This window comes from Armatimonadota bacterium (assembly GCA_016125185.1).
GTDB lineage: Bacteria > Armatimonadota > Fimbriimonadia > Fimbriimonadales > Fimbriimonadaceae > Fimbriimonas.
This window is the reverse complement of the sequence record WGMG01000006.1, coordinates 407,975-424,718: the sequence shown is the minus strand read 5'-3', so window position 1 is coordinate 424,718 and position 16,744 is coordinate 407,975. Positions and strand designations below refer to the sequence as shown.

At 57.2% G+C, this 16,744-nt stretch carries 13 protein-coding genes; 8 read left to right on the top strand and 5 right to left on the bottom strand.

The features are described 5' to 3' along the window. Positions 1 to 85: 85 nt before the first annotated feature. On the bottom strand, positions 86 to 4,444 hold the full coding sequence (locus tag GC165_09790) for a hypothetical protein (protein MBI1333158.1): 4,359 nt from the start codon (positions 4,442 to 4,444) through the stop codon (positions 86 to 88). Between the two features lie 187 nt (positions 4,445 to 4,631). Here GC165_09790 and GC165_09785 point away from each other — a divergent pair, with 187 nt between their 5' ends. After that, entirely contained in the window at positions 4,632 to 5,651 is a 1,020-nt protein-coding gene (locus GC165_09785) for a diguanylate cyclase (GenBank protein MBI1333157.1), read from the top strand. On the opposite strand, the gene GC165_09780 is transcribed toward GC165_09785, so the two are convergent. After that, positions 5,648 to 6,103, bottom strand: a complete 456-nt coding sequence (locus GC165_09780) for a cyclic nucleotide-binding domain-containing protein (protein ID MBI1333156.1) — start codon at positions 6,101 to 6,103, stop codon at positions 5,648 to 5,650. The two genes, GC165_09785 and GC165_09780, sit on opposite strands and share 4 nt — an antisense overlap. Positions 6,104 to 6,155: 52 nt before the next feature. Between GC165_09780 and GC165_09775 the strand changes: the two genes are divergently transcribed. Beyond that, positions 6,156 to 7,133 carry a zinc-binding dehydrogenase gene (locus GC165_09775; protein MBI1333155.1) on the top strand — a complete coding sequence of 326 codons (978 nt, stop codon included), beginning with the start codon at positions 6,156 to 6,158 and terminating at the stop codon, positions 7,131 to 7,133. 145 nt (positions 7,134 to 7,278) lie between these two features. On the opposite strand, the gene GC165_09770 is transcribed toward GC165_09775, so the two are convergent. Continuing rightward, positions 7,279 to 8,226 carry a glycine--tRNA ligase subunit alpha gene (locus GC165_09770; protein MBI1333154.1) on the bottom strand — a complete coding sequence of 316 codons (948 nt, stop codon included), beginning with the start codon at positions 8,224 to 8,226 and terminating at the stop codon, positions 7,279 to 7,281. Positions 8,227 to 9,333: 1,107 nt separating this feature from the next. Between GC165_09770 and GC165_09765 the strand changes: the two genes are divergently transcribed. Together GC165_09765 and GC165_09760 are read left to right on the top strand one after the other, a co-directional pair. Then, the gene (locus GC165_09765) at positions 9,334 to 9,942 is read left to right on the top strand and encodes a hypothetical protein (GenBank protein MBI1333153.1); all 609 of its coding nucleotides are present in this window, start codon (positions 9,334 to 9,336) and stop codon (positions 9,940 to 9,942) included. A gap of 50 nt (positions 9,943 to 9,992) precedes the next feature. After that, complete coding sequence (locus GC165_09760) at positions 9,993 to 10,472, top strand: hypothetical protein (GenBank protein MBI1333152.1); 480 nt, start codon at positions 9,993 to 9,995, stop codon at positions 10,470 to 10,472. Here the strand turns inward: GC165_09760 and GC165_09755 are convergent. Beyond that, a complete protein-coding gene (locus GC165_09755; protein MBI1333151.1) occupies positions 10,469 to 11,833 on the bottom strand; it encodes an alpha/beta fold hydrolase in 1,365 nt (454 codons plus the stop codon). The two genes, GC165_09760 and GC165_09755, sit on opposite strands and share 4 nt — an antisense overlap. 71 nt (positions 11,834 to 11,904) lie before the next feature. Here GC165_09755 and GC165_09750 point away from each other — a divergent pair, with 71 nt between their 5' ends. After that, the gene (locus GC165_09750) at positions 11,905 to 12,381 is read left to right on the top strand and encodes a hypothetical protein (GenBank protein ID MBI1333150.1); all 477 of its coding nucleotides are present in this window, start codon (positions 11,905 to 11,907) and stop codon (positions 12,379 to 12,381) included. Between the two features lie 625 nt (positions 12,382 to 13,006). Here the strand turns inward: GC165_09750 and GC165_09745 are convergent. Continuing rightward, positions 13,007 to 14,947, bottom strand: coding sequence for a hypothetical protein (locus GC165_09745; GenBank protein MBI1333149.1), 1,941 nt, complete (start codon positions 14,945 to 14,947; stop codon positions 13,007 to 13,009). Positions 14,948 to 14,979: 32 nt separating this feature from the next. Here GC165_09745 and GC165_09740 point away from each other — a divergent pair, with 32 nt between their 5' ends. The 3 genes from GC165_09740 to GC165_09730 are packed head-to-tail and all read left to right on the top strand — an operon-like array spanning position 14,980 to position 16,734. Next, positions 14,980 to 15,372, top strand: coding sequence for a helix-turn-helix domain-containing protein (locus tag GC165_09740; GenBank protein MBI1333148.1), 393 nt, complete (start codon positions 14,980 to 14,982; stop codon positions 15,370 to 15,372). A gap of 37 nt (positions 15,373 to 15,409) precedes the next feature. Next, complete coding sequence (locus GC165_09735) at positions 15,410 to 15,769, top strand: hypothetical protein (GenBank protein ID MBI1333147.1); 360 nt, start codon at positions 15,410 to 15,412, stop codon at positions 15,767 to 15,769. Positions 15,770 to 15,813: 44 nt separating this feature from the next. After that, a complete protein-coding gene (locus tag GC165_09730; GenBank protein ID MBI1333146.1) occupies positions 15,814 to 16,734 on the top strand; it encodes a hypothetical protein in 921 nt (306 codons plus the stop codon). Positions 16,735 to 16,744 lie beyond the last annotated feature (10 nt).

The following is a 16,744-nucleotide window of genomic DNA, read 5'->3' as shown; positions in this document are numbered from 1 at the left end:
CTTTCTCATTTTCATAACTCTACCCCCAAATACGAAAAAAGGGCTCCAGCCGTTGCTGGAGCCCTTTTTGTGTAACCCTACGCCGTTAGATCTTGACGTAGAGAGTGGTGGATGCGACTGCCCCTAGACCAGACACGCTCGTGGTTGCGGTAACCAGAGTCGAGAGATTTCTCGGAACGCGTCGGGTGATCAGAGTCACCGTTGCCTTGTTCGAACCAGGCTGTACCGTGAAGTTCACGTAGTTCTGACCGTTAGGCAGGATGACCAAGCTCGGGTTGTCGAAGGTGATCGTTCCTGTCGTCGCCGTCGGAACATTTCGATTCACCGTCACCTGGATCTGGATCGTGGCGCCTTGGCGTACCGAGTTGCTTGGCAGGATCGCTACCGACACAACTTCCGTCGCCTTGATCTCAAGCGTCGCGAACACATCCGGCAGAGTGCCTGCATGCGTCGAGAACGTCACCGTCTTCGTATCGGTCACGATCGGAGTCGTAATCGAGAACGTAGCCGTTGTGCTACCCGTGGTGAACACCGGCTGGGTGAACGTCACGGTATTGTCGTCGCAGGTCACCGGCATCGAGAAGCCGGGGATAGCCGGAGCACTCAACGTGATCGTACCGGTTGCACTCTGGCCACCGAAGACCGACGAAGGAGTGATGTCCATCGTGTAGGTAAGGGCAAGGACCGTGAGGGTCGTCGTCTTCACCAGGCTATTGATCTGCGGCGTCGGGCCTCGATAGGCGCTCAGCGTCACCAACTCGTCACCGTTCAGGGCAAAGAGACCCTTCACGTCGAAGTCGACACTCGTCGTGCCAGCTGGGACTGTCACTTCCGTGATCGGCACTCCATTGGAGTCAACCGGGACGGCGATGCCAGGCTTGTCAGAGGAGACGAAGACTCGTGCTCCACCAACCGGTGCCGCTCCAGTCAGGTTGACCGTCGCTACCGCAGAGCCACCGCTGTCGATCGTATCGGGGTCGACCGTTATCGAGGAGACTGCAAGAGCCTCAACGTTCAGCGTCGAAGTAACCGGACCATCGATAATGGTGTTGCTGCCATTGACACGGACCGCCTGAACCACTCGCGACACGTCGGCCGCTTCAAACGGCACCGTGATGGTGAACGGATTCGAGACGTTCGAGTTAGCCGGGATCGTAACCGTCGTCGGGTTGACCACGTACCCTGCCGGCGAACCCTGAATCGTGATGTTCAGTGTTCCGGCAGAACCGGTCTTGCCGTCGAGGTTGACCACGCCCGTCACCGTACCACCGGCCGCAACCGGGTTCGGCGTCAGGACGAGGGTCGTCAGTTTGGCCGGGCTCACGCCGAGGCTTCCCGATCGCGTCACTCCAAGGAGCGTCGCGTTGATCGTTGCGTTCACCGACGCATCGACACCATTGGTGTTGATCGTGAAGGTGACGTTGTCCAGACCGCCAGGCACCGTAACCGTGCTGCCCGAGGGGAAGGTCACCACGCTCGGCTGATCCGTTGCGAGGTCAACCGTCACACCGCCGGACGGAGCCGTCGATGCGAGCTTGATCGTCGCCGTCGTGGTATTACCACCAACGATGCTTGAACCATTAATGGTGAGCGAACTCAGCCACGGGATGATCTGAAGCGAGGCAACTTTGAGGTTGCCTGAGTAGTTGGCCTGAACCTGGACGTTGACCGGAGCAGTCACCGTTCGGCTGTATACGCTATAAGTAGCGGAAGTTGCGCCGGCAGGGATGATGATCGTCTGCGAGGCGGTGTTCGTTGTTGGCGAGAAGGACGCTACCGTCGAGTTGTTGAGCGTCAGGTTGATCGTCGCACCGCCGGACGGAGCCGCAGCGGAGAGAGTGATCGTTCCCGTCGAGGACGGAGGATTAGCAAGACCTTGCGGATCGCCACCCGGAATCGGGGACGGAGCAAGGGTCATCGTCGAAATGAGCGGCAGAGATTCTCGGAATCGCAGAACGTATCCGTCTCGGGCATAAGAGATGCCGAAGCCAGGGAAGTTCGCCGGAGGATAAATGGCACCGAAGTTGAAGTCAGTACCGTTGTTCGTCAGGAAGTAGCCTGTAGGATCAGTAATCACACCCTGGCTGCTCGGCGGTTCAGGGAACTGCTTAAATGCCAGATTGGTGATGAAGGCCGTATCCAGACCGCCGCTTCGTCCACCCGTCGGTCGCTCAGTGATCGTCGTCTGAGTGCTGTTGATGACAAAATAGTCGCGCCAAGTATCGGTCCAACCGAAGACCCAGACGTCACCGTTCGGATCGACGAACGGAGCGAACGCTGCGTCGTCGAGAATTCCGCCAATGTACGTCGAGCGGATGATATCCGTCGCCGTATCGTTGATGATCATGAGCCAAGCGTCGTTCGACGAAGTCTCAGGAATGGTTGGGTAGGTGTAAGCCGATCGGATCGGATTTACAAGGGGAATCGAACCGTCAGTATCAGGGCGCTGAAGGTTTGGTTCGATCGGGTCTGGGAACGTCGGAACGAGGTCGGCTTCAGTGCTGACGACACCCGTAATATAGGCGTTGCCGCGAGCGTCGACGCCAATGCCCGAAGCGTTGATGCGACCTCGGTTTCGAATGTTGGTCGAGTACAGGATCTGAGAGCCATCGGCCTTGATCTTGGTAACCGTAATGTAGTTCTGACCGCTAACGTAGATTTCACCGAGGACTCCAGAGGTTCGCGGGAAGTCATAAGACGAAGATCGACCGAGAACGTAAACGTTGCCAGCCGGGTCGGTAGCGACCGTTGTACCACCGACGTCGGTCGTATTGGCGCTGTGGGTTCGGAAGAAACCTTCCGTCACGTCGTCCGAAGCGCCACCAACGAGACCGGACCAAACCAGCGTTCCGTCGGCCGCCATCTTGCGGACCCAAATGTCTTTTTGGCGTTGCAGTCGACCATTCTGGAAAATTCCAGCCGTCGTACCGAATACCATGCCGGGCTGAGCCGTATCCGAGTTACCGGACGCGATCAGAGTTCCCGACAGGAAGAAGTTACCATCGCTATCATAGGCTCCACCCGTAACCGTCAACGAACCTGCGCTCGAGGTGATTGGCAAACCAGATGCGCCCGAGACCAAGCTAAAGCCTGTGGCCTCGGTGTAAGAAAGCGAGCAGTAGAATCCGCCGTGCGAATTACCCGTGAACAAACCGGTAGGACCAACCGACTTACAAGCGCCCGTGATCAACATCTGTACCGGCGCCGGAGTGGCGTCGGGTCGAATGCTGAATGATCGGATCGCGGTAACGTCGGGGTTCGAGGTCGTACCGCCAAACCGGAACAGAACCGGAGTGACTCCGTCTGCTTTGAATGGCGTCAGAACCGTCGTGGGCGACGACGTAAATCGAACGAGCCACATGTTGCCGGCCTTCGTGTTGCCGCAGAACGTGTTGGACGTCGTCGAACCGAGAACCCAGACATTTCCATAAGCGTCTAGCTTAATAAAGTTGCCTTGGTCGTCTCCGGTGCCCGTTAAGAGAGCCGAATAGTCATGAACGTAAACGTCACCCTGAAGTCGGGAAACGAACGCTTCTTTGCCGCCCAGACCGTTATAGCCAAACGGACCGTAAAGAACCGGATAGATTGCAGAGCGAGTGTAGCCTGTCAAATAGACATTGCCGCTGGCGTCCGCGCAGACGCCACGCACTTCGTCAAATCCCTGATCGCCGCCGTAGTAGGTGCCATACACGAGCGGGTCGATGATTAGGTCTTTCGATTTGTCGTAGGACCCGACATTAAAACCGATGTGGGTGCCATCGATCTGCCGGAAGCTGACCGGGACCGAAACCTTCTTGCCATTAACCATCTGGTAGGCAAACAGGCCTTCTTGGAATCGATCACCAAGAATAGTGTTGATCTTGACTTTCTGGTCGGAAACGACCTTAACTGCCGCGCCCTTGAAATTGAATCGAAGATCGCTTGCCTTCGAGCCTGGATGCAGGATGAAGTCGTAGCGAGGAGTCTTACCGTCAAAGTAGGCCACCGCGTCCACGTTGTCGTAAACGCCAGTTAGGTTGACCCGCTGATACTTGGTTGCGACCCCCTTCGCCTTGCTTCCGATGAACTCCTGTGCGCCAGACTCCGTAGAACCAGTCGCCACGAACGGCTTGGCTCCGTCGAAGAGCATTCCAACCGCTTGGCCGGCGTACTGTTTGTTTCCTGTATCGTTCGCTGTTCGCTGATACTGGAATACAAATCCTTCCTTAGAAACCCAGAAGTCCATTCCTGCGGCATGCCCGCCGAATAGAGCCTTCGAGTCCCACTGTCCAATGTTTTTCGTAAACGTGGATGGACGGGCCTTTAACATGGATTGACCGCCACTGGAGAGGTCCGCCGTTTGCGCACCAACCAGCGAAGCAATTCCAAGGGTCAAGGCACCGAGCCAAACTCGATTGCAGATTGTTTTAGTCATAGACACTAACAAGACACCTCTAATATGCATCCAAATCCCGATGCACAGCGACGCCAAGACGGCACTCGCATTTGCACCAGCTTTGCCATTATATTGCAGAACGAACGATTAAGCTAGTCCTCTTGCGAAATCTGGACGATCTATCGAAAAGAATTGTTTCCCGCCTAGCATTTTTTCTTGGGCCACGTCGTAAATCATATGGCATTCCTACTTTGGGATGTTTTGGAAGAAGGGGTCGGAGTGGGCAAAATTAGCCCCAAGTAGTCCGTCGGCGATTCGCTTCGGGGTCGCTGCGTCGAAGGGTTTTGAGAAATTGGTCATCGTTCCCAACGACCCGGTTTCGCAGCAGTTCATCAAGGATGTCGATACCCTTGCCAACGAGGCTTGCGTGCCCGAAATCAGCCAAGCTCAGTTCGGCGAGATCGTCGATGAACTTGAGTCCATCATCACCAAGTTCTCACGCCGACAACGCTCGGCCATCGAAGATAGCATTTCCGAGGTCTACGATGGCCTCCGCGACGTCCTCAAGTCACTCGAAGGCGCCATTGCCACCGGGCACACGCTCGAAGACGCCACCCAGTCCGCGTCCACCCGCCTGCTCAGCCTCCAAAGCGCCAAGAGCTACGAAGAAGTCATTGGTGGAATCAAGAAGGAAATCGCCACGTTGAACTCCGCCGTCGAAAAGCACCGCGAAGACGCAAAGCTCGTCCGAAAGGTCGCTTCTCAACATGTCGAAGTCCTTCGCACCAAGCTCAAGCATGCCGAGAAGGCCGTCCGAACCGACCACCTAACCAAACTCGGAAACCGCAGTGCGTTCGATTTTCTCCTCACCGTCGGTATCGCCAAGATCGCTCATGGCGAAAAATACTGCCTCGCGATCATGGACGTGGACAAGTTCAAGCACATCAACGACAGCCGTGGCCATCTATGTGGCGATGCCGCGCTGGTCGCCATAGCTAATCGGCTAACCGAGACCTTTTCTCTTCCTGGCACCTCGGTGGTCCGCTATGGAGGCGATGAGTTCGCGGTTCTCTATCGGGGTTCGCTCGTCCAACTGGAAGCCAAACTTGAGCGCGTCAACACCATCCTCGCCAAAAATCCGCTAGTCTACGTGGGCGCGAGCATTCCGCTACACATTAGCTATGGTGCGATCGAACTCACCCCCGAACACACGCCGGATGTGGCCGTCGCCGAAGCCGATCAGGTGATGTACGTCGCCAAGCGCCGAGCGGCCTAACGCTGAAACTCTTCGATCGCGTTGAGGGCAGCGATCTGCTGGTTCGCCTTCCTAAGTCGTTCGCACAGCAGCGAGCTAAGGTTGATCAGGGCACGAACGGCCATCTCCGGTTCGGCGCGAAGCATTTCCCGCAAAGGCTCCTCGGGGATGACAACCACTTTGCAGTCGCCCTTTGCAATAACGGACGATGAACGTCGCTTATGATCGAGAAAAGCCACCTCGCCAAACGGCATATTCGGTTTGATATACGCAATCGTGTCGCCCGTGATGCGAACAATCTCGGCCTTCCCTTCCGCCAAGATCATCAAATCGGCCGTCTCGTCATCTTCATGAACGATGGAGTCACCATCGCCAAACTGCCGAATCTCGGAGATCGCGGCTACCCGATCCATGAACTCATCAGTGAATCCAGCTGCCAAATAGCTCTCGGCGATGATACGTTTTACGTCCATAAGCACCTCATTATAGTTCGGAGAGAAAACCACATTTGGATAGACTGGAAAAATGGCATTTGGGATCGTCTTCCAGGGCAAAGGTCTTGTCGAGCTTCAAGAGTTCAAACTTGGCGACCTCGGCGCGAACCAAATTCACCTCCAAACGCGCACGTCGCTCATCAGCACCGGTACCGAGGGCATCTGCCTCAATCGCCTTTTCGACCCCGGAACCCATTTCGATCGATGGGTGAAATACCCCTTCCGAACCGGCTATTGTGTCGTCGCTGATGTCGTCGCCGTCGGACCCGACGTCACCGATTTTAAGGTTGGAGATCGCGTCTTTACGCGCGTTACCCACGCATCGGAACACATCGTCGATACCACACGCGTCGTCAAGATTCCAGACGCAATCTCCGACGAGGAAGCCCAATGGTCGGCCCTCGCCATGATCGGCTCCATGATCCTCGATGCGGGCGATATCCGCCTCCAAGATGACGTCGCCGTCGTCGGCGCTGGCCCGGTCGGACAGATGGCGTGTCGCTGGCTCCTCGCCGCTGGATGCAAAGTCACGATCTGCGACACGGTCGCCATGCGCCTCGGCATGGCCGAACTAGCCGGCGTCACTAACCCCATGCTCGGCACCGTCGAAGAGTTTGGTCCGCACGTCGAACAGGTTTTCGGGGCAAAGCCTCGGGTTGTTGTGGATTGCACGGGCTTCGCATCCGTCATGGAGAAGGCGCTCGCTATTCCGCGCAACTTCGGCACGGTCATCTTGCTCGGCGACACCGGCACCCCCGCCGGACAGCATTTAACCCCCGACGTCCTGACTCGCGGAGTTCGAGTCCACGGTTGCCACATCAGTCATGAAACCGCCGATTGGCACGAGACCAGGATCATTCCCAAGTTTTACGATCTAGTCCAAGCCGGCCGCTTTTCGGTGCAAGGCCTCAACACCCACCGCTTCCTTCCCACCGACGCCGTCGAAGCCTACAAACTAAATACCGAACGTCGCGCCGAGACGATGGGCGTCTGGTTTGACTGGCGATAGCTTAATACTTGCTTGCGGCTAGCCGCTCGCGGCTCCCTAAGATGCCCCTTGGTGAAGGAGGGTCCGCGGAAAGGGCATCAAAAAGATGCGCTTTCCGTGGAGGGTAAGCGAGAAACGAGCGAACCGGGGGATTGACGGCGAACCCCTAACTAACTGCCACTCTAAACTGCTCCACATGCTTCAAACAGCACGCGCGCACGCGACCGCGAATCCGATTGATATACTTCGCCCGCTCCGTGACGCCAACTGCTCCCCGAGCATCCAGCAAGTTAAAAATGTGCGAACACTTCAGCGCCAAATCCAACGCCGGGTACACCAGCGCGGCCGGCCCCGCGCCCTTCGGAGGCAAAACCTTCTCTCCTCCCGGATCGGCCGCCGTCAGGATTCCCTGCTTCGCGTCCCAAAAGACCTCGGTCTCAATCACGCGCTTCGACTCCTCCTCATACATGTCGAACATCTTAAACAGCATCTCCGTCGAGGCGACCTCAAAGTTGTAGACGTTATCCTGCAACTCCAATTGGTAGTCCACATCGAAGTACTTGAGGTCGTCGCTCCACTCCAGATCCTTCCAAAATGATTGCTGGTTGTTCAGCATCAAGCACAGCCGCTCAGGGCCGTAAGTGATCTCAGCGCACACCGGATTGCACTCGATTCCGCCCATCTGCTGGAAAAACGTGAACTGCGTAATCTCGGCGCCGTTGATCCAAACCTCCCAACCCACGCCGCTCGCACCCGCCGCCTGGCTCTCCCAGTCGTCCTCCACAAACCGAATATCATTTTTCGTCGTGTCGATGCCGATCGCGTCCAGCGAACCGAGATAAAGGTCCACGATGTTGTCCGGCGACGGCTTCATGATGACCTGGTACTGGTAATACCGTTGGCTCCGCTGGGGGTTGAGCGTGTATCGACCATCCGCCGGACGTCGCGATGGCTGAATGTAGGCCACGTTCCAACTCTCCGGTCCAAGCACCCGCAGAGTTGTTGCCGGATGCATCGTCCCCGCGCCGACTTCCACGTCGTACGGCTGAAGAATCGCACAGCCCTGGGCTGCCCAATACTCATCGAGGCGGCGGATCAACTCTTGGAACGTCATGCTCCCAATAGTTTGACATGAATCACGACGGCATCACTTGCTTCATCTCAACCCAAATAAGACCAATCCCCTCAAACCAAGAGCAAGAACCGACACCTATCCTCGTAGCCGACGAGCCACTGGGAAGGTGGGCATCACGAAGTTCCCGCCGTAGGGAAATGAGCGAAGCGAATCGGGATTGCCCATCAAGGCTAAGTCGTGGCACTGGTAAACACGTCTACATGTTTACCGAAGTACTGAGCATCTCAAGGCTGGCTAATTCAAGGAAAGATCAATGGAACCAAGGCCAATTCGGTGCATCAATACAGCCATCATCCACTGACCTTCATGAAGATTCAGGCCAAGCTCAAATGTGAGATCCTCCTATCAAACGGCTTCTGGTCCAGCCAGCCAACCTTCAGACGGTAACCAACGCAGGGCTAAAAGCCCGATTTAGCTTAGACCAGCCCGAACCAGCAAGAGTCCGAGGAGTCCCGACCGGGACGACCCCGGCGAAGCCCGTCTTGACTTCGCATGCGACAAGGGATCATCGACATAACTATTGCAAACGGTGGCGGAATTCAAGAACTTCTAGTGTGGCAAGTTGAGGCTCATCAGCGAACTAAGAGTCACCAGAAACAAAACTGCTTTCGGCCCTGCCAATCAACCAACAACCCCTGACCAACGCAGGGCTGAAGGCCCGTCCTAATTTAGCCCAGTCCGAAGAGCCGAGAATCGGCTCGTAGGGCTGGGTGCCAACCCGTACCGGCAAGAGTCCGAGGAGTCCCGATCCTCGGGACGACCCGGGCGAAGCCCAGCCGAAGGCTCAAAAGAGGCAAAGCGATTATCACCGCCTTAGACCCCAAACAACGTTCAACGACGCCAAATTCGAACTACGGACCTCGACTCCCGCAAGAAAAAGATCGTCAATCCCAGGACCAACAGGCCCACCCCCGAAACAAGATCCTTCCAACATTGACCGAAATACGAATCCCACGAAAATGGCCGCATCTGGACCGTCAATGCATCAGCCAAAATCCCAACCCCCATCAAAGCGACGAGAACCCCAAAGGCACCGACCAATAATCGCTTGACCTTCATCTCACATTCCTACATTACAATACATTCGTGGATTCGAATGACCTCCTCCGCCAACTAGAGGATCACTTTCGTCAGAAGTACTTGAACATCAAAAGTCACCACGACCAGCAAAAGGCTGAATCGGACAAACTGACCGATGACGAGTGGTGGGAAAAAATCCAAGCCCAGAAACAAGAACTTCCCCCCAGCCTCCGCAACTTCGATCGCCGCACCAAAGAAGAAGTCATTCAGTCGCGACATCAAGAAACCACATTGGACCGCATGGACGTGGAGCAAATGGCTTCCCACGAAGCCGAAGAACTCCTCCCGCATATCCTGGAGTATCGACGGGAAAACAACATCGACGGCCAAATCACCGAAGACGAAATCCAAATCGTCACCATGCGCAAACATCGCGCATTCACTGAATCGGCATTGAACCAATTCGAAGATCGTCTTGGCCAAATGGAAAACCCGAAGAAGCGGGACCTTCTCGCGCTCCTCATCGAAGACGGCAAAACTCATCGGGCCGAGATGGCGCAATTCGAAGACCCAGCCAACCTCACCGAAGAAAAATGGGAGGCCCACTCGAAACGCCTACACAAACGCATGGAACAATTAGGCCAGAAACTCCAAGAGATCAGAGACCGACACTAAACCCCTTTTTGCCTCCTAATCGCCATCATTTGGCGTAAAGTAAACCAACGATGACGCAAAGCGAACTCCTGCGGCAGATCGAAACCTACTTTCGACTGCAGGACGAGGCCGCCCATCCCAATCGTCAAAAGGTCCGCGAGGAGCAGGAGGCCGTCACCGACGATGAGTGGTGGGCGCAAGCCAAAGCCCAAATGGCCCACATGCGTCCCGAGTTCCTCGAAGTCATCGAACGCAACAAAGAACAGATGATCCGCGACCGCAACGTCCGCTTCGACTCCGAAGCCGCCTACCGCGAGCGCATCATCAAGCAAAAGGCCGTCGAACTCCTCCCCTTTGTCGCCGCCATCCGGGCCGAAACCAACGCAGCCAGCGACGTCACCGAGCACGAAATCCTATCCGCCACCGCTCGCCGCGACGACCAAGCCGCTCCTAAAGCAGAAAAGAACGTCGAGTCCAATCCTAGCCGAATGGAACAGCTCGCCCAGCAAGTCCGCGCGACCTACGACGAGCGCTCCAAAGACCTCAATTAGGGTCCGATCGACTTCTTCAGCCAATCGCCCAAAATCTGAATAATATTGGGGTTGAACTTGCCGCCCCTTCCCCACTTCTGCAGGCTATCGGCAAACGAATCCGTATTGAAGAAGCCGTGATCGCTATGCGGCACCAAAATGAACTCCGCCGAACCCGGATGCTTCTTGTTCATCATGTCGGCAATGAATTCATGGTCGTAGCGCGTCGAAATGAAGTCGTTTTCGCCCCAGATTGCCGCCACCTTGGCGTCAACCTTCAGCCAGGCCGCCGGCAGATTCCGCTTCGCCAACTGCTGGAAAAACCGAATCCCAACCCCCGAATAGGTCTTCCCGTCCGGGATGATCCCGTTCAGCCGGTTCTTCAGCGCCGGATACTTCTTGGCAATATCCGCTGGCTTCATCTGCTCGTTAAACAAATGGTCGCAGATCGCGCTCATCTCCACCAATTCTTGATCGACCGCATCCGGCGACGCCCCACCCAGCAGCGACTGACGTCGGGTGTTCTCCAGCATGTACTCGTTCCAAGTTTTCGAGATCGTCGCGCATGCCGCAATCGCCGCGACCGGCTCTTGCGAGGCGACCAGCGGCGCGAACACGCCGCCCATGCTGTGACCCACAATCGCAATCCGCTTCGAGTCCACAAAGCCCAAGGTCTTAGTCAGCCGCAACGCCTGTAGGTAGGCATCAAGTTCCGTATCAAAGCCCAGGTCGGTGTACTCCGGCCCCTCGCTATCGCCCTGCCCCGGCTTGTCGATGCGCACTATCGCATACTCTTTGGAGAGCGGACCCATGATGTTGCCATAGGCGATCCCTGGATACTCGCCGTCCAGCGAATACGCCCCGATTCCCCCGATCCAAAAGATCGTTGGAAACGGTCCTGCGCCCTCGGGATGCGTCTCGATTACCCGAATCCGCTTGCCCAAACTCACGACTTGGTCGTAAGCAACCACGATGCCGTCGCCCTTCTGTCGTGGACGCTCGACTGCCTTCCCACTTCGCTCGATCGTCGCCCCACCCCGAAGGATCTTCACCTTTAGCGTATCGCCGCCGTTAACCTTTCGCAGTTGACTCAACGCGGCCGCCACCGTCGGCGTCTTCGCTCCGTTCAGACTCAACAACACGTCGTTGACCTCAAGCCCAAGCGCTTCCGCCGTCGTACCCGGAATCACTCGCACGATGTCCACCGAGCCCACAGGCGCATTAAATTGCTTCGCCTGCTCGGGGCTCACCACTCCCAATTGCGCACCTAGCGATGCCTTCCGAGGCAATGGCGCGCCCCGCTCAACCTGAGCCGACGCCCAGCAAGTCAGCGCCACCGCCGCCAAAATCCCAAACCCGCGAACCTTCATTCCCACCATCATATTCCAAACTCGTTACCGCCGGGGCCGTCCCAGTAGTTCCATCGCCCCTCCATTCCGGCTATGATTGCCCTATGAGCCTCGATACCGTCAAAGCCTTCATCACCAAACAGCTCGGATTCGCCCGCGACAGCTACCTCCAAGACCTCGAATCCATGTCCGAATCGGACCTCCTCAACGGCATGGGCGGGTCCGAACGCAAGCCGATCGACTTCAGCTACGAAGTCGCCTTTGTCAACCGCCGCTTTGCAACCCGAATCCAGGGCGGAACCCCCGACCCGTGGCCCGAAGGTGGCTGGATGCTCGCTCCCGAAAGCTTCCGCACCAAGCAAGCCGCCATCGACGGCGTCCGCGAGGGCACCAACGCCCTCATCGCAGCCTGGGAAGCAACCCCCGCCGAGGAAATGGCCCGCGTCATCCCCCTCCCAACTGGCGACACCAGCCCCCTCGATCTCGCCTTCTCGTGCTGTTGGCACAACGGCTACCACGACGCCCAACTGAACTACCTCCAGGAACTTAAAGGCGACATGGCCATGCACTGGGAAGACTAGAGTCGGTCCACGGAAAGACTTCCCTCTCCTAATTATTGAATTGAGGGTCCGTAGTTGTAACTGCCACATAGGCAGTTTCAACGGGGATGGTTGTCACCTGAACTACAGCAGGAGACGGGTGAGGGCACATTCGCCAAGGTGAACAACCCCTGGGAGTTGTGAGCGTCTCGCTCACAAGAAATGTGACGGCGTGTTCCAATCGCTGAATCCTGAGTCCAGCAAACGTCCCTCACCTATTTCTCACGAAGTGAAAATGGGAGAGGGTGGCTCCTGACCTGTGTCAGGAGACGGGTGAGGGCCAATCAACTAGTTCCCAAACATTTCCAATCCAAACCTTGAAGGGTCAGAGCCGAGATGCCTCTCTGGCTAGAGAGGCCGGTGAACGAGTTGCGAGTGAACCGAGTGAGTCGTTAGGGCGAAGCGTAATCGACGCGACCCGGATGAAGCCCAGCCGAAAGCAACGCCATTACAACCGCCAAAATCCCTACTATCCCAAACCCAGTTACCTCTTGGCGAAGGGGTCGGTGACGAAGGAACCGGGGGATAGCGGACCGAACAAAAGGCAATTTGTTTACGCTATTCCCCACAGTGAAGGCAACGCCCTTACCACCGCAAAAATCCCAACTCAATCCCATTTTCCCGGCAACCGACGCCGAACCTTGTCCTCCACAAGACCCATCTTTCCAATCGGAACCTTCGGCGCACCCGGAATCTTCTCCCAATCCCCCGACGCCGACGACTCGATATTCCCCTCGTACAAAGCTGTCTTCTGGAACGGCGCCTCGGTCCGGTCCAAAACCATCCCCGACCGCACCAACAGATTCCCTTTCAAAACGTTCCCCATCGGCGCCATCGGCTGGTTCGCCAACAATGTCAATAACTGCGGATACCGAGACTTCCAAGGCTCGCTCTCATAGGGCACCGCCTTCAGCCGCTCCATCATCGTCGGCTCGCTCTTCGCCGCCCAACCGAGACCCCGCGCATCACAGTCAAACCCGAGCTTGCAGTCAACGATGACGTTGTCGGTGATCACATTGTCGCGACCGCCACCGATCAAAAAGCCCCAATGGCACCGCTCGATCACGTTCCCTGTCGCCGTCAACCCCGAAGCCAGGTCGTCGAAGTAAATCGCGGGCTCCCATTTGCTCATGCCGACATTGTCGAAGAAGTAGTTGTTGCGGATGATCGTCCCTCTCGCCGTCCAGTCCCGCCCGGTGTAAACCACCCCGCCGTCCCCCGTCCGTTTCAAAGTCCGATAGAACCGGTTGAGCTCAAAAAGGTGGTCATTGCCGCCATAAATAATCGCCGAATGTGGCGCGTCGTGCAGAGCGCAATGACGGACAATGTTGCCGACCCCATTAACGCTAACCGCTGGTCGATACGTCTGCGTCCGGCGCTGAAAATCGTGAATATTGCAGTTCTCAACATACAGCCCGGCGGGTGTCAACGTCTTCCGATCTCCGCCCGAAAGCGTCACCCCGCCCTCGCCCGTATTCCAAACGTTACACCCGTACAGGCCCGAATTCCGGCCACCATTCACCACCGCCCCTCGCTCGCCCAGGTTGTACATCTGGCACCCCTCGATCCTCAGATCGACGCAGTCCTCACATCGAATCCCGTCGCCCCGCGAGTAGGCCAAATCAATGTCGCGCAAAACAACTTTCGAGGCCTTCGTAGCCCGAATCAACGGCTTATCCAGTGCCGAAATGCGAATCGTCTGCGCACCATCCGGAGGAATGAAATACACCATCCCCCCGACCCGATCCACAAAATATTCGCCTGGCCGGTCCAGTTCCTCCAGCAGATTCTCCGCAAAAAAGTCCGCCCCCTTCGTCACCCCGTAGCTGTGCGGCTTCGAAAGCGTAATTCGCCCGGTTGCGCCATCGATCGAGTCGGCCAGAATGCTTTCGTCCGCCCAATCGAACTTCCAATAGCCATAAAGCCACACGTCCGACGCCTTCGCCCACAGCTTCGGGCGATCCGAATTGGCCAAGAAAACCGGTTTCCTGGGCGGCTTGTTCTGGTCCTCTTCGCCGTTTCCCGGTTCAACCACCTCGGCCACCTTGGCAAAGCCTTCGTTCGGCCATCGTGCCACCGTCATCGGCTTGTCGTCGGCGAAAAGCTCGTTGCCCGCCACCGAAACCGGCGTCGTAAATCCGTACGGTGCCGCTGCAGGCAAGGGCTTACCAATCAATGCCCCCAAGTCGATCTCCCAAACCTTGCCCCAGGCTTCCGCATCGATGATCCGATCCAAAACCGCCCGATCGCGACACTTCTTCCACGACTCTTTAGCCACGTCGACGCAACCCGTAATCATCGGCCGAGCGTTCTTCCCCGCCTCGATCACCAACCCCGAGTCTTCCGCCCCCAACTCGATCGAATCCAACAATCGGTACTCGCCTGCACCAACTACAACCCGATGCGCCTTCAACTCCCGCGCTCGCCGTACCGCCGACATGATCGTCCGCATCGGACGGCTGTCGGTTCCCGGGTTCGAGTCCAGCCCGCGAACCCCGACGTACACATCGGCCTGGACAACGGCGACCAAACAAAGAGCGGCGATCATGCCGCGAGACTACCCGGCGTTATAATCTCGGTATGCCTGGCCCCTGCCCCTATGCACTGGCGATGAGCCGAGTTCCGCGCCAAAAGTGGGCCACCAGGGCCGAACTGCTGGAGCGGGTCGAGCTCACCCGCAAGCTGATCCTCGACGCCCCTGGCCAGGACCTGACCGTCGCCGGACTCTCGCGCGTCGCCGGCATTTCCGAAAGCCATTTCATCCGCCTATTTCGCGATACCTACGGAATATCGCCCATCAAGATGCTCGCCAGTCGCCGCCTCGAATGGTCGAAAAGCTTGCTCGATTCGGGTATGGAGATCGCCGCCGTGGTCCTCGCCGTCGGCTACGAAAGCGTCCCCACCTTCTGCCGCCGTTTCAAAGCCGCGTTCGGAGTCACGCCAACCGAATACAAGAAGCGCAATTTTGGATAACTGAGGACCACGCTAAAGCCTGTAACATGGTCCCGTCATGCACACAATCTGTCACATTGAATTCAATGTTTCCGACCTCGCTCGGTCACAGGCGTTCTTCCACGGCCTCTTCCCCAACTGGGAATTCCGAAGCTTCATCGAGGGCATGGTCGTCTTCGGCATCGGCGACCAGCATATCGGCGGACTCATGAAGTCGGACAACATCGTCGTCGGCAACTCGCCAAGCGTTTGGTTCCAAGTCGAAGACATCGACGCCACCATTGCCAAGGCCGCATCCCTGGGCGGCTCCGCCCAAGACCCCAAACAGCCCGTTCCCGGCGTCGGCTGGTCCGCTACCGTCCACGATCCCGACGGCAATAGTGTTGGACTGGTCCAGTTCGCAAGTCAAGATTCGTAAATAAATCTGGTACTGGGACAGATTTCTTGTCTACAATGAAAGGAATGGTCCCAGTGCTCGCCTTCGCCGTAACTCAACTGACCTCCCTCACCGACCTCGAAGAGACCTACAAGGCGAACCAAGCGCCGCACTTCGACATCCTGAAACTCCTGACCGTCAACCAAGGGGTCTTCTCCCTCGCCGAAGCCGACGACCTGAAGTCCCCCGATGAGTTCGTCCGCGCCTCGTCCATCGTCACCGATGTCCGTTTTCGCTTCGAAATCAGTCGAGTCAAGCACGAGCTATGCCTCGCCGCCCTCGCCAACGGCAACCCCAAAGCCCGCGAGGAAGTGAAGAAGACATGGGACGGTTATGTACTGGCGACCGGTCGCCGCCAGCCCATCGGGACCATCAAGTACCTAGACGACCGATTCAAGGTCGATCCCGCCCCCAAGTCGATCCGCGACGTTTTCCTCGCTCCCGACAAAGCCGTCGAACGCAGTTCCAAGATGAAGAGCGACGAGGAAGTCACCAAGATTTGCGCCGACGACCAAGCCGTCCGCTCCAAGGACTGGTCAAAGCTCAGTTCGAAGGAAATGAAGGAGATCATGGACGGCGACAAAAAGCGCAAGACCCGCATCATCGACCTGCTCAAGAAGGGCCGCGTCGTCACCGCCGAAGACTTCGACCACGCCTCGCTCGTCCTCCAGCACGGCTCAAGCTGGGAGGATTACGCCCTCGCCCACGAACTCTCCATCTGCTCGCTCCTCCTCGGCCGCCAAGAAGCCGCTTGGCTCTGCGCCGCCACCTACGACCGTATGTCCCTCTCCGCCGGATACCGCCAACGGTACGGAACCCAGTACTCCAGCGACGGCGGCGGCCCCTTCAAACTCGACGCATTCGACACCACCGGCATCGGCGACGCCGAGCGCAAAGCCATGCACTGCCCCACGCTGGAACAAGCCAAAAACCGGAAATGGGATTAAACCGAGATTA

Coding starts and splice junctions, on each gene's coding strand:
- GC165_09730 (MBI1333146.1), top strand. CDS start 15,814: ATGGTCCCAGTGCTCGCCTTCGCCGTAACTCAACTGACCTCCCTCACC.
- GC165_09790 (MBI1333158.1), bottom strand. CDS start 4,444: ATGCATATTAGAGGTGTCTTGTTAGTGTCTATGACTAAAACAATCTGC.
- GC165_09770 (MBI1333154.1), bottom strand. CDS start 8,226: ATGACGTTCCAAGAGTTGATCCGCCGCCTCGATGAGTATTGGGCAGCC.
- GC165_09760 (MBI1333152.1), top strand. CDS start 9,993: ATGACGCAAAGCGAACTCCTGCGGCAGATCGAAACCTACTTTCGACTG.
- GC165_09745 (MBI1333149.1), bottom strand. CDS start 14,947: ATGATCGCCGCTCTTTGTTTGGTCGCCGTTGTCCAGGCCGATGTGTAC.
- GC165_09750 (MBI1333150.1), top strand. CDS start 11,905: ATGAGCCTCGATACCGTCAAAGCCTTCATCACCAAACAGCTCGGATTC.
- GC165_09775 (MBI1333155.1), top strand. CDS start 6,156: ATGGCATTTGGGATCGTCTTCCAGGGCAAAGGTCTTGTCGAGCTTCAA.
- GC165_09740 (MBI1333148.1), top strand. CDS start 14,980: ATGCCTGGCCCCTGCCCCTATGCACTGGCGATGAGCCGAGTTCCGCGC.
- GC165_09785 (MBI1333157.1), top strand. CDS start 4,632: ATGTTTTGGAAGAAGGGGTCGGAGTGGGCAAAATTAGCCCCAAGTAGT.
- GC165_09755 (MBI1333151.1), bottom strand. CDS start 11,833: ATGATGGTGGGAATGAAGGTTCGCGGGTTTGGGATTTTGGCGGCGGTG.
- GC165_09735 (MBI1333147.1), top strand. CDS start 15,410: ATGCACACAATCTGTCACATTGAATTCAATGTTTCCGACCTCGCTCGG.
- GC165_09780 (MBI1333156.1), bottom strand. CDS start 6,103: ATGGACGTAAAACGTATCATCGCCGAGAGCTATTTGGCAGCTGGATTC.